This window comes from Cohnella cellulosilytica (assembly GCF_042431195.1).
GTDB lineage: Bacteria > Bacillota > Bacilli > Paenibacillales > Paenibacillaceae > Cohnella > Cohnella cellulosilytica.
On sequence record NZ_JBHMDN010000033.1, the window covers coordinates 137,339 to 149,949 of the forward strand.

The window sequence follows — 12,611 nt, forward strand, 5'->3', positions numbered from 1 at the left end:
GAGAATGATTATCATTATTGATGGAGGGTCCAGATTTTGAAACGTTATTCGGGATGGAAATGGATTGCAGGATGGATGTTGGTTGTATTATTCGTTACGGCATGCGGCAACGGCGCGAACGAAGGCCATGCGAAGGCGGACGCATCGGCGCCGGCTCCGGAGCAAGCGGCGACCGCCGCGTCCCCGGCCGCTCCGAGCGAGAGCTCGGCTGCCGAAGCGGCCACGAAGAAGGTGGCCGCGCCTCTGGGCGAGGTCGAAATTCCGACGCACCCGGTAAAAATCGTGACCGACGGCTATTTGCCGGAACTGCTCGTTCTCGGCGTGAAACCGGCAGGAGCCACGCAGTGGGAGCTGGAGAACAAAGTCATTCAAGACCAGATCGACGGAATCGCCAATACGGGAGAACGTTCCCTGGAAGCCATACTGGCGTTGGAGCCGGATTTGATCGTCACGTGGGTGTCCGATAAGGCGATTTTGGAGCAGTACGAGAAAATCGCTCCGACGCTGGCGATTCCGTATGGTCATTTCTCAACCATTCACGAGACGTTGACGTTCCTTGGCGACGCCTTGGGCAAGCAGGAGGAAGCGAAGACGTGGCTGGCCGGACTGGACCAGACCGCGGCGGACGCGCGGGCCAAGCTGGAGAAGGCGATCGATCCCGCCGCAACCTTCTCCTTGATGGGCGTGTTCGTGGTGGACAAAGGGTTTTACGTTTACGGCGACGGCGGGTACCGCGGCGGCGAAGCGATCTACACCCATCTGAAGCTGGAGCCTCCTGCGAAGCAGAAAGAAGAGATGATCGGCAAGGAAGCGTACAGACAAATTTCCTACGAATTGGTCGACGAATACGCCGGCGATTACATTTTCCTGGATCAGGGCGAGATGATCTCGGAGGTTTGGGGAAGCGACGAAGGGTTGTGGAAGTCGCTGGACGCGGTGAAAAACGATCGCGTATTCCAACTGGACCCCGATTTGTTCTGGGGGAACGATCCGATCTCCCTCAAACTGCAAATCGAGGAAATCGCCCGGATGCTGCTGGAGAAAGCCGGCTCGTAAACGGGACGGCGCGGAGGACGGCGTTAGGCTTGCAAACTTGCAGGCTTAACGTCGTTTTTGCGTTGGCGGAATCCTGGACAGACGCTCGAGGGCGCAGGTTGGAAATCGTTTTCCGATCGGCGGCGGTCATTGGGCAAGGCGTATTATTTTTGGTACAATTGGGAACAGATGCGCGATGGACGCGCGTTCATAGATTGAAGGCAAAGGAGAGAGCCTTGGAGATGAAATATCGGCCGCTTGGCAAAACGGGATTAACCGTGAGCGAAATCAGCTTCGGAACGTGGGCGATCGGAGGATCGTGGGGACAGACGGACGAGAAGGAGTCGCTGCGGGCGCTGGACAAGGCGATGGACGAAGGGGTCAACTTCTTCGACACCGCCGACGTGTATGGCGACGGGCGCAGCGAGCGGCTGCTGGCGCAGGCGACGAAGGGCAAGGAGGATCGCATCCATATTGCGACGAAGTTCTGCCGCGCCGGCGACATCCACGACCTTGCTTCCTATTCGGAGGCCCGCGTTCGCGAGTGGTGCGAAGGCAGTCTGAAGCGTCTGGGGCGCGAGACGATCGATCTCTATCAGATTCATTGCCCGCCTCTGGCGATTCTGCAGGAGGGCTCGGTGTTCGAAGTGCTCGACAAGCTGCAGCGGGAAGGAAAAATCCGCGCTTACGGAGTCAGTGTCGAGAGCGTCGAAGAAGGCTTGTTCTGTCTGCGGCAGCCGGGCGTTCAGGCGCTGCAGATCATTTTCAACCTGTTCCGCCGGAAACCGCTGGAGCAATTGCTGCCCCAAGCGGCCGAGCGTGAGGTTGGCCTGCTTGTCCGGCTGCCGCTTGCGAGCGGATTGTTGACGGGCAAATTCACGAACGACAGCCGGTTCGAGAGCGAGGATCACCGGAATTTCAACCGCGACGGCCAGCACTTCAACGTGGGCGAGACTTTCGCGGGACTGCCGTTCGGCAAAGGGGTCGAGCTGGCCAAGGAGCTGGCGTGGATCGCCGAAGGACGCGACAGCATGACCCGCGCTTCGCTGCGCTGGATTCTCGATCAGCCGCAAATCTCGTGCGTCATTCCGGGCTTCAAGAACGTGGCGCAGGTCGAGGACAACCTTGCCGCGCAAGCCGTTCCTTCTTTTACGGAGGAAGAGAAAGCGCGACTGGCGTCGTTCTACGCGGACAAAGTCCACGAACATATTCGCGGCTCCTACTAGAGACTATTCGGGAACGAGGAGGAGGGGGAATGAGGAAAAAGGGCAAACCGCAATTCGCGCCCCGGATCGTCGAGCCGCTGTTTTACGTGCTGGCGGCGACGTCGGTGCTGTGCGCGGCGCTGATCGCCATCAGGGCGCAGCGGATGGAGGATGTGCAGTATCGTTTTCTGCTGTGGAATTTGTTTCTGGCCTGGCTGCCGCTGATCGTCTCGATGGCCGCGATGACGCTCGTTCGCGCCGCCAAGGGAGCGCTCATGGGCGCGGGGCTGGCGCTGCTGGGCGTCGCCTGGCTGCTGCTGTATCCGAACGCGCCTTATTTGACAACTGATTTTATCCACCTTATCTTCGATTCGTTCTACATCCGATACGATCGGGACGGCTTGCTGCTGTGGTACGATCTTGTGCTCTTTTTCCTGTTCTCCTGGTGCGGGCTGCTGCTCGGTTACTTGTCGATGCGGCATTTCCATGAAATTGTGGCCCATTACTTCGGACGGCTGATGGGGTGGGCGTTTATTTTGACGGTGTCCTTCCTCGGCGGCTTCGGCGTCTATTTGGGCAGAGTCGTCCGGTTGAACAGCTGGGACGTGCTGTTCAGCCCGTTCCGTCTGATCGAAGGCGTGCTGGAAGGAATCAACAAGCAGGCGGTCGGATTCACGCTGCTGTTCGGCATGCTCATTCTGATCGTCTACATCTCGTTGTTCCTTATCCGGAACCGGAGCGCCTCCTCCTCGTCCGGCGGGATTGGCGAAGGGCCGTGAAGCCTGCGGTACTGCTCGGGCGTCAGCCCTTCCTTCTGGCGGAAGGTGGCGACAAAATGGCTCGCGTCGCGAAAACCGACCGCCTCCCCGATCCGCCGCACGCTCCAGTCCGGCCGCGAGGGCAGCCATTCCTTCGCTTTGCGCAGGCGCAGCTGGATCAAATACGCGTAGGCGGTCTGTCCGAACGACTGCCGGAAGCGCTCGTTGAGCTGCCGCTGGCCGATCCCCAATATTTCCGCCATCGCCGCCAGCCCCAGATCGGGGTTGGCGTATTCTTTTTCCAGCCATTGCAGCAGCTCCTGCATTCTCTCCAAACGGCGGTTAAGGGACGGCAGGTGGTTGCGCCTGCCGTTCGTCCTCAGCAGCGTCAGAAAACGGTACAATTCCGCGGAGCTTTGCCACCCCGACGCATCCGTCCCGACCTCCGCAAGCCTCAGCATTTTTTCCAACTGGTCCGTAATCGCATCGTCGCCGTCATCCCAGTGAAGCTTGCCGGGCAGCGCTCCGACCAGCTCTGCGGCGAGCGCGGCGGCCGAGGTTCCCGTGAAGGTAACGTAATAGGTTTTCCAGACCGGACTTCTGGCAAAATACGCATGGCGCGACGTCGGGGGCAGCAGAACGCCGGAGCGCTCCGGAAGTCGGAAGCTCAGGCCGTCCGCAAGCAGCTCGCCTTCTCCCTCGATCGTCTGCAGCCAGTGAAAGCAGGGATAGCCCTCCGGCCGCCGGATCGGCTCCTGCTCCGGGTTGAGGCCGATCGTCTCCATCTGCAGCGGCAGAGCTTCCGCCGGAACGGGGTGCACGACTCTCCTCAGCATTTCGAAAACCTCCGTTTTCTTATATCGTTTGTCATTTATATTATATGGGACAAGGGGCGGATCGGCTATATAATCGGATTAGAAACGACATTTTACGATACGATGAGGTGTGCCTTCGATGATTAACGCACGCAAGCCGAAAATCTGGTACGGCGGGGACTACAACCCGGATCAGTGGGAAAAGCCGGTCTGGGACGAGGATCTGAGAATGTTTAAGCTGGCCGGCATCGATGTCGCGACGCTGAACGTGTTCGCATGGGCGCGCAACCAGCCGGACGAGGAGACGTACGAATTCGGCTGGCTGGACGAGATGATGGACAGGCTGCACGCAGACGGCGTCGGCGTATGCCTGGCGACGAGCACGGCGGCTCATCCGGCCTGGATGGCCAGGAAATATCCGGACGTGCTGAGGGTCGATTTCGACGGGCGCAAGCGCAAGTTCGGCGGCCGCCATAACTCCTGTCCGAACAGCCCGACGTATCGGAAATACGCGGTGCGGATGGCGGAGAAGCTGACCGAGCGTTACAAGGATCACCCGGGGCTGCTCATCTGGCATATTTCCAACGAATACGGCGGTTACTGCTACTGCGACAATTGCGCGGAAGCGTTCCGGGAGTGGCTGCGCAGCCGCTACGGAACGATCGAGGAGGTGAACCGGGCCTGGAACGCGGCGTTCTGGGGGCATACGTTCTACGACTGGGAGGATATCGTGCCTCCGAGCGCGCTGAGCGAGGAGTGGCGCGGACCGAACGGCCGGACGGCGTCCAACTTCCAGGGCATCTCCCTCGATTATTGCCGCTTCCAATCGGATAGCCTGCTGGAGTGCTACAAGCTGGAATACGCGGCGGTGAAGAAGCATACGCCGGACATCCCGGTGACGACGAACCTGATGGGCGCTTTTAAACAGCTGGATTACCAGAAGTGGGCCAAGGAGCTGGACGTCGTTTCATGGGACAACTATCCCGGCCTCGATACGCCGCACAGCTATACGGCGATGATGCACGATCTGATGCGCGGACTGAAGGACGGCCAGCCGTTCATGCTGATGGAGCAGACGCCGAGCCAGCAAAATTGGCAGCCGTACAATTCGCTTAAGCGTCCCGGCGTGATGCGGCTGTGGAGCTACCAGGCGGTGGCGCGCGGCGCGGACACGGTTATGTTCTTCCAGCTGCGCCGCTCGATCGGGGCGTGCGAGAAGTATCACGGCGCGGTTATCGAACACGTCGGCCACGAGCATACGCGGGTATTCCGGGAGTGCGCCGCGCTGGGGCAGGAGCTGCATGGGCTGGGAGATTCCTTGCTGGACGCGCGCGTGCAGGCGAAGGTCGCCATCCTGTTCGACTGGGAGAACTGGTGGGCGGTCGAACTGTCCAGCGGTCCGACCGTCGCCTTGAGCTACGTCGCGGAAGCGCATAAAATATATGACGCGCTGTACCAGGCGAATATCGCGGCGGACGTCGTATCCGTGGAAGCGGATCTGAGCAGCTACGATCTGGTCATCGCTCCGGTTCTTTATATGGTCAAGCCTGGGGTTGCTCGGAGGCTGGAAGAGTATGTGGAGGCGGGCGGGGCTTTCGTTACGACGTTCTTCAGCGGCATCGTGAACGAGAGCGATCTCGTCACGCCCGGGGGATATCCGGGAGAGCTGCGCAAGCTGCTCGGCATCTGGGCCGAGGAGATCGACGCGCTGCTGCCGAGCCAGAGCAATAGGCTCATCGTGCGGGCTCCGGGAGACGGGCTGAAAGAGAGCTACGCCTGCGGGATGCTCTGCGACCTCGTTCATTCGGAAGGAGCCGAGGTTGTCGCCGAATACGGCGAGGATTTCTACGCGGGGATGCCGGCGCTGACGGTCAACCGGTTCGGAGCCGGGGAGGCCTGGTACTTGGCGACAAGTCCGGAGGCGGCGTTCCTGCAGGACTGGCTGCCGAAGCTGTGCGCATCCCAAGGCATCGCGCCGCTGGTCGCCGCCGCTCCGGAAGGCGTCGAGACGACGTTGCGGGAGAAGGATGGAACGAGCTATTTGTTCGTTCTGAACCATAACGCGGAGGCCGCTTCCGTATCGCTGGGAGCGCGAACGGGCACGGACGTGCTGAGCGGCCGCAAGCTGGGCGGAGCAGCCGAGCTGCCGGGCCGGGACTTGTGGATCGTACGGCTGGACGGCTAGGCGTATGGATCGGTACTGCTGGGCTTTATAAGTAGCGGTAGTGTTGGCAGTCGGTAGTGTCGGCGGCGCTCGTTGTACCGATCATGTCGATCGTGTTGGCGGTGCGGGTGGAGTCGGTGGTGTTTCTAAGTTGCCCGATAGTGAGAGGGACCTGGAAGTTGCGGGGAGCGGTCTGCGCCCCTTCCGGTTGGAGCATGGGGGTTTCCCGTCTTTTGGCGGTGGAAAACCCATGCTCTTTTCCTATTTTTCACGGATGCTGGCGAATTTGAATAAGCGGTTGGAACCATGTGAAATTGTCGACGTATGAGATAATATATAGATTAACCGTCCTTTCGGAAGGGAACGAGCTTCTTCGTTCACAGGGTTCAATTTATGCGAGCATAGAGAGGAGAGTTCGGATGAGCTTTTTCAAAAAAATTACGGATTCGGTCAGCAAAGGGGTAACGACGGCAACCGAGAAGGCGCAGCAGACCGTGGAAATCACCAAGTTGAACAATCAAATCTCCGGCAAACGCAAGGATATCGATAAATTGTACGCCGCCATCGGCGAAGCCGTCTATGACGCTCACTTGGCGAACGATCTGTCCACCGCGGAAGCGTTAGTGACGCCGAAGTGCGAGGAGATTACCGCGATCCGCGAGGAAATCGCCGTGCTGGACGCCAGAATCAAGGCGATTCGCAACGAGAAGGACTGCGAAGCGTGCGGCAAGCGGGTGCCCGAGGATACGAGATTCTGCCCGTCCTGCGGCTACGCCTTCCCGGCGCCTGTCGTCGAGAAGGAACCGATCCAAGTCGATCTTCATGTGCCGGAGGAATCGGAAGAGGAATCGGGCGCTCGGCAAGAGGCGGATGGAGCGATCGAAGCGGAACAGGCGGAGGCCGAATCGGCCCGCGTCGATCTGCGTCAAATCTGCAACAGCTGCGGTACTCCGCTGTACGCGGACAGTCATTTCTGCCCGGCCTGCGGACAATCGACCCGCGCGTAAGCTCTCATCGCATGTGCGTTGGCACCAGCGGCCGGCGCGGGAGAGAGAGCGTAACCTGAATCGGCTCACGATACTCGAAAAAATCGAACATCGTGCCCGCGAATGGCCTGAATCGGCTCGCAATACTCGAAAAAATCGAACATTGCGCTCACAAATGCCCCAAATTGGCTCACGATACTCGAAAAAATCGAACATTGCGCCAGCAAAGGGCCCAAATCGGCTCGCAATACTCGAAAAAATCGAACATCGCGCCCACAGATGGCCCAAATCGGCTCGCGATACTCGAAAAAATCGAATATTGCGCCAGCAAATGGCCCAAATTGACTCGCGATACTCGAAAAATCGAATATTGCGCTCATAAAAAGTCGGCAGCTGGCCGGTTTTCGCAGAAACAAGTCTCCGTCGGAGTTGATCCGGACGCGGACTTGTTTTTTTATTGGGGCCGCCTCGGGCCATAAAGAGAAGAGAACTGTCCGCCCAGCCAACGAACTCCTCATACGTCAACTAATGTAACCTTGACGAACGATGCCTGCCTGAAATGGTCAAGCATATCCCGAAACCTCCAGCCTTTTAATCAAATTCGCTAAAGACATTTCAATAATTATGTTATAATATATAACATATAAAGTCATTCGAGCTGTCGGGAGATAGGTTTCGGGTATATTCCGGGTATATTCTGAGTGTATATATTACATGGTTGGCGGTTTTGCATAGAAGGAGGCAAGTTTCATGACCATCATGCCGCGCGAAGAAACGCATATCGATTCTCCTGAGGAAGAGGCGCTGTTTACGGTAGCCGATTTGCTGTTATTGCCGATCATGAAGTCCGCGAGACTGCTTGCCGGCGAACGCAGCGCGCAAAGTCGGCCGATCGCGCGAGTGCATGCCTCGGAGTCCATAGAAGCCTTTGCCAGGGCGAAGGCCGATGATTTGCTTGTCGTCGCGGGAAGCGAGTTCCGCAAGAAAGCCGATGCGTTCAAGCGGATTATCCCCGAATTGGCGAAGCGCGGGATCGCGGGTCTGGTCATTTACGATTTTCCCGCCGAATCTCGCGGAGGCTTGCTTCCCGAAATGCTGGCGGAAGCGGAGAAATACGGCGTGCCCCTGATCCGTTTTTCCGGGGAGCTGCGCGTGTCCGAACTGTCGTCCGTCGTTACGGAACGGACGGTATTGCGGGAGAACGCGATGTTGGCCGAGCTTAACGGCCGTTTGAAAAAGCTGACGGCGCTGCTGCTGGAAGGACGAGGATTGTACGCGATATTGGACGAGATGGAGACGATGCTCGGCAATCCGGTCGCCGTCGTCCGCGAGCGTGACAACGCCTGGCTATCCCAAAGCCTCAGAGACAAGGAAACGGCGGAAATATGGCCGCTGCTGCAATCGCTGACTTATCGGCAGATCGACCGGGGGGCGAGCGACGGGTACGTTCCGCTGCCGAATGCTTCCTGCCGCGTCTATGTCAAATCGATTCCGGAGCAGAAGACGAAGCAGTCGTATTTGGCGGCGCTCGAGCATCGCCGGAAGCTGAGAACGCTCGACAAGCTCAGCATCGACAGGCTGTCGCTGCTGGTCGGCTTGGAATTGGCCAACGTCGAAGCGGTGCGTGAGGTGGAAGACGAATATCTGGACCGGTTTCTGCACGACTGGCTGACGGGGAAAATCGTCTCGGATGCGGATTGGAGGCTGAGGGCCGATGTGTGCGGCTGCCTGATTCCGGACGGGACGGCGCTCGTTGCCGCGTTGATCGGATTGCCCGCAAGCGGAGGCTCGCCGGATCGTCTCCGGGAGGCGTGCCGGCTTCTTCGTTCGGAACGGGGGCGCGCGGGCGAAGGGCTGCTTGTCGCACAAGTCGGCGAGGATCTGGCCGCCGTGCTGCCGATTTCGCCGGAGAAGCTCGCCGGTGACGAACGGGATTCCGCGCTGACCGCCGCGTTAACCGAGCTGTCGGAGCAATTAAGGGAGCATCTGGGCGAGCCCGGGCTGAAGCTGTACGCGGGAAGAGCGGTTCAGCGCCCGAGCGGGCTGCAGAGCAGCTGGACGCAGGCCAAGTATGCCCGCCAGGTGGCCGAAGTGTGCGGGCTGCCGGGAGAGATTGTCGCTTACGATAAGCTGGGGGTGTATTCCCTGCTGTACTTGATTCCTTCCGGAGAGGAGCGGGAGCAGTTCTTGAACCGTTATTCCCTGCCGCTCCAGTTGGCGGACCGCAAGGGAGGCGGAAGGCTGACGGAGACGCTGGAAATGTTCTTTCGCTGCAACGGGAATATCAAGCTCACCTCCGAAAAGCTGTTCGCCCACTACAACACGGTCGTCTACCGCCTGGAGAGAATTCAAACGATACTGGGCGTTTCGTTCGACGATCCCGAGGATCGGCTGCAGCTTCATTTGGCGTTAAAGCTGGGCCAGATTACGCCGGGTTCCGCGCAGGATTGAGCGATTGGGCGGCAATCAAAACACGTCTCCGCATCTTTGCGGAGACGTGTTTGGGTTTGGCGATTGCCGAGGCCGGATTAGTAGCCTGCACGCAGGATGATGACCAGCAAAATAAACAGAACGAGGGCGAACGCAGCCGTTCCGAAGTAACCTCCGCCTGTCGGTCCGTAACCGCAACCGGCCGCGCCGGCCGCACCTGCTACCGGATAACCCATAGTTGAAAACCTCCCGTATTCATGTGTTTGTGACGGCGAATCACAATCCCAGCATATGACGGGGGGCGGGCGAAATCCTGTACGTTTGTACCCTTAGGGGGATTCATCCCCGTTTTTCAGCGGATACCCGGGTTGATTGAAATGGCGGATATGCTTGATCCGGGAGACGCCTTCAACCGGGCCGCTGCATCCGACGCGAAGGGTGGAGGAGCTGGAGACGCCGAGCGATCGAACGCAGCCGACGTGCTGGGTGGGCCAAGGCGATTCGCTCTTGAAGCTGACGGGGACTTCGGCCGCCGGAACAAGCTTCGGCAGATAGAAGATCGGATAAGATTCGAAAAAAAACTCGTCATCCTCGAAGTTCGCGACCGCTCGCTGCACCGCGATTGCCCACGACGACATTTCGGTGTTCCCTCCGTCGCCGAGCTGTACGATGCCCGACGAACTGACGGTGTTTACGAACAGACGGAGCAGCGTCGTGTTTCTGCAGTCATAGCTCATTTTCTTCGGCCTCGCCTTCGTTTGGGGTCTCGCTTTCGTTCACGGCTCCGACTTCGTTTGGGGCTTCGCTTTCGCTTGCGGCCTGCGGCAGAGGCAGCGGAGCCAGCGGCGAGACGAGCACCGACTCGGGCGGCGTGTCGAAGTAGGAGAACAGCGTAATCGATTCGGTATCGCCGAGCAGCAGCGCCGACGAGCTGGACACGCCGAGCAGATCGATGCAGCCGACCGACACGGGTCCGTTCGTTACGTTCAGAGACAATGGAGCTGTCATGTTTCGCTTACCCCCTTTCCGCGGTCTTTCGAATTTGCTGCTGTTTGCTCAAATAAGCGACGAAGGCGCCTTGAACGTCGCGCATCGTTTTCTCCTTGATCGCTTCCCGCCATTTGCGCTGCTCCTCCCTCGTTCCTTGGACCGGGTAAGCTTCGGAGCGAACGTAGTAATGAACCCGCTCGTTCAGCTGCCGCTTGACGTCGGAGACAATCTGACTGCGAAGCTCTTCGCCGAGAGAAATGCCGAACTGCCGCTCGAGTCCGATCAGCGCCTCGTACGCTTCCCCGTCCATATATGCCGCCATTTCCTGCTGCAGCTCGCGCATCGGCTCGCGCGCGTCGTCGTTGCTGTCGGGAGCGGCCTTCCAGCCGGCAAATCCGGGCGTCTCCAGGGATTCGATATCCGGAGCGCCCTGGGGGGCAATGCCTACGTTCAGCGTTCCTTCCAGACGGTTCACCTTCAATTGATCGAAATGGTATTCGACGTGCAAGGGAGGCTTGCTCTTTATTTCATCCAATTGCTGCTGCAGGGACGTAAGCTGGTCCGTCATCTGTTTGAGCCGGTTTTCCGCAAGGCACAGACGCTGCGTCATCTCGCTCCAGGAATTCGGGGCCGGGCCAGTCGGCGCGGCGTTCGGATACGTACCGGGCTGGGGCGACTGGTAGACGCCGCTCCACATGTTGGGCTGCGGGGACTGCCGCATCTTCATTGCCCCTTTCTTAGGTCGGATTGGGCAAAGGCACAAGCGAGAGGGCGGAGAGCTCTTCGCCCAGCTCGGGAGCCGGCTCCGTGAAACCGCCGGTATTGTACAGCTGGGACAGAGACTGGATGCTGCCCGCGCTGCCGATCTGCAGAACGGAGGAATTCGTAATGCCGTCGATTCGGAGCTGGCCGATCGTTATCGTTTGCTGCACGTTCCAGGTCATGTCAGACAACCCCCGAGTTTCCGACGTTGTTTTCGCTGGAATCCTGCACGTCGGGATCGTTCGTATTCGTGGCGCTGATTGCGTTGTTGCTGCGGGACAGATCGCCCGTCAGGAATGAGCCGGCGCCGGCATAGGTTTTGTTCGTGCTTGAAGGAGAGATCTGAATCGCATCGCCGAACTGGACGACGCCGCTGCTGCCGATGCTGAGGATTTTGACATTGCCGATGATGGAGGGCATGGGCATGACGACTCCTTCCGGGTAAGCTCATAGACAGTGTATGAAGGCATCAGCCCAGAGGTTCTCCGCGGCGGCGGGAACGGCGGGGACGCCGGGTTCATAGAATGAAGGGAAGGTGTCTGGGCGGGCGGCCCGGTTATCGGACTTATCAGGCGGGGAGGAGACGGCGTTGGTTTCTTTTTTTGACAGCGGGCCGCTTCCGGATTGGAAGGAGCTCCGGAAATGGCTCGGCAAGGATATTCCGTGGGAGATGGCGGAGAACTGGGACCGGACGGGAGACTCCGGCTGGATGAACGATTATGTAAAGAAGATTCTGCAGAGCGCCAAGGTCGGCACGCATACCGCGGACCGTCCGGTGGTCCGGGCAGAAACGAAACAGGGCGAGAAATACGTCAACGTCGAGATTCGGCTCGCCCCGGAGGTCGACGTCCGTACGCTGCAGCTGCTGGCAACGTCGGAGCGGCTAAAAATAGCCGGGCTCCCGGAGGGCAAGAAGCGGATCGTCCGGTTTCCTTGCCGCGTCTATCCGCGCAGCGGGAAGGCCGTAATGAAGAAGGAACGCCAGCTCGTCGTGCGCTTTAAACGGAAGCCTGCGGAAAAGTCCGAATACGAATTGTTTATCCAGACGTAAAACGTTATAATGCTAGTGGAAACGAACATTCGGAAATTCGGATCAGGCATTCGTTAAGGGGGCAAGGGCAGTGGAAATTACGGACGTATCCCAAGTGTCGCTCGGTCTGTTCATCGCAGGAGTCATCTTCATTATGTTGATCGGATCGTTCCTGAGCATGGGCGTGCTGCGCTTTTTCCAATTGAAGAAGCGTCAAGGGGGCATTTACCTGGGGCTGTCGGCGGTTTCTTTCGTTACGATGGTGCTCGTGGTAAACACGTGGTTTTCTTGAACGGAAAGCCGGAGGGCCGCTCGCGCGGGTAGATCGGATGCGAGGCGGCTTCTTTGGTGTGCCGTGTTGTGCAAGCGGTTTCCCGCGAGGGGAAGAGGAGGAGAAGGCAATCGCCGTGAAAAAAAGGCGCCGTCCCCGGCTGCG

The 12,611-nt window shown here is 59.0% G+C and carries 15 protein-coding genes; 8 read left to right on the forward strand and 7 right to left on the reverse strand.

Annotated features, from left to right (window positions below; all coding sequences use genetic code 11):
- The first annotated feature begins 36 nt into the window (after nt 1-36).
- From ACFFT4_RS23065 to ACFFT4_RS23075, 3 genes are all read left to right on the forward strand, one after another.
- Nucleotides 37-1,056 carry an ABC transporter substrate-binding protein gene (locus ACFFT4_RS23065; RefSeq protein WP_378051225.1) on the forward strand — a complete coding sequence of 340 codons (1,020 nt, stop codon included), beginning with the start codon at nt 37-39 and terminating at the stop codon, nt 1,054-1,056.
- 221 nt (nt 1,057-1,277) lie between these two features.
- On the forward strand, nt 1,278-2,261 hold the full coding sequence (locus ACFFT4_RS23070) for an aldo/keto reductase (protein WP_378051226.1): 984 nt from the start codon (nt 1,278-1,280) through the stop codon (nt 2,259-2,261).
- Between the two features lie 29 nt (nt 2,262-2,290).
- Nucleotides 2,291-3,019 (forward strand): DUF1361 domain-containing protein, encoded by a 729-nt coding sequence (locus ACFFT4_RS23075; RefSeq protein WP_378051227.1) that lies wholly within the window; start codon nt 2,291-2,293, stop codon nt 3,017-3,019.
- On the opposite strand, the gene ACFFT4_RS23080 is transcribed toward ACFFT4_RS23075, so the two are convergent.
- Nucleotides 2,947-3,834 (reverse strand): helix-turn-helix transcriptional regulator, encoded by an 888-nt coding sequence (locus ACFFT4_RS23080; protein WP_378051228.1) that lies wholly within the window; start codon nt 3,832-3,834, stop codon nt 2,947-2,949. The genes ACFFT4_RS23075 and ACFFT4_RS23080 overlap by 73 nt on opposite strands.
- Nucleotides 3,835-3,952: 118 nt before the next feature.
- On the opposite strand from ACFFT4_RS23080, the gene ACFFT4_RS23085 reads away from it, so the two are divergent.
- From ACFFT4_RS23085 to ACFFT4_RS23095, 3 genes are all read left to right on the forward strand, one after another.
- A complete protein-coding gene (locus ACFFT4_RS23085; protein ID WP_378051229.1) occupies nt 3,953-5,998 on the forward strand; it encodes a beta-galactosidase in 2,046 nt (681 codons plus the stop codon).
- A gap of 398 nt (nt 5,999-6,396) precedes the next feature.
- The gene (locus tag ACFFT4_RS23090) at nt 6,397-6,984 is read left to right on the forward strand and encodes a zinc-ribbon domain-containing protein (RefSeq protein ID WP_378051230.1); all 588 of its coding nucleotides are present in this window, start codon (nt 6,397-6,399) and stop codon (nt 6,982-6,984) included.
- Between the two features lie 729 nt (nt 6,985-7,713).
- On the forward strand, nt 7,714-9,414 hold the full coding sequence (locus tag ACFFT4_RS23095; protein WP_378051231.1) for a PucR family transcriptional regulator: 1,701 nt from the start codon (nt 7,714-7,716) through the stop codon (nt 9,412-9,414).
- A gap of 77 nt (nt 9,415-9,491) precedes the next feature.
- On the opposite strand, the gene ACFFT4_RS23100 is transcribed toward ACFFT4_RS23095, so the two are convergent.
- The 6 genes from ACFFT4_RS23100 to ACFFT4_RS23125 form a co-directional block, all read right to left on the reverse strand.
- Nucleotides 9,492-9,629, reverse strand: coding sequence for a sporulation protein YjcZ (locus ACFFT4_RS23100; protein ID WP_378051232.1), 138 nt, complete (start codon nt 9,627-9,629; stop codon nt 9,492-9,494).
- 93 nt (nt 9,630-9,722) lie between these two features.
- Entirely contained in the window at nt 9,723-10,130 is a 408-nt protein-coding gene (locus ACFFT4_RS23105; protein WP_378051234.1) for a spore germination protein GerPE, read from the reverse strand.
- A complete protein-coding gene (locus ACFFT4_RS23110) occupies nt 10,120-10,401 on the reverse strand; it encodes a spore germination protein GerPD (RefSeq protein WP_378051235.1) in 282 nt (93 codons plus the stop codon). The genes ACFFT4_RS23105 and ACFFT4_RS23110 overlap by 11 nt, the downstream gene beginning before the upstream one ends.
- 7 nt (nt 10,402-10,408) lie before the next feature.
- Nucleotides 10,409-11,104: a spore germination protein GerPC gene (gene gerPC, locus ACFFT4_RS23115; RefSeq protein ID WP_378051236.1), complete on the reverse strand. Its 696-nt coding sequence runs from the start codon at nt 11,102-11,104 to the stop codon at nt 10,409-10,411.
- A 16-nt stretch (nt 11,105-11,120) separates the two neighbouring features.
- Nucleotides 11,121-11,327, reverse strand: coding sequence for a spore germination protein GerPB (locus tag ACFFT4_RS23120; protein WP_378051238.1), 207 nt, complete (start codon nt 11,325-11,327; stop codon nt 11,121-11,123).
- Nucleotide 11,328: 1 nt separating this feature from the next.
- Complete coding sequence (locus tag ACFFT4_RS23125; RefSeq protein ID WP_378051239.1) at nt 11,329-11,565, reverse strand: spore germination protein; 237 nt, start codon at nt 11,563-11,565, stop codon at nt 11,329-11,331.
- Nucleotides 11,566-11,734: 169 nt separating this feature from the next.
- Between ACFFT4_RS23125 and ACFFT4_RS23130 the strand changes: the two genes are divergently transcribed.
- Nucleotides 11,735-12,196, forward strand: a complete 462-nt coding sequence (locus tag ACFFT4_RS23130; RefSeq protein WP_378051241.1) for a hypothetical protein — start codon at nt 11,735-11,737, stop codon at nt 12,194-12,196.
- Nucleotides 12,197-12,266: 70 nt separating this feature from the next.
- Complete coding sequence (locus tag ACFFT4_RS23135) at nt 12,267-12,467, forward strand: hypothetical protein (protein WP_378051242.1); 201 nt, start codon at nt 12,267-12,269, stop codon at nt 12,465-12,467.
- Nucleotides 12,468-12,611 lie beyond the last annotated feature (144 nt).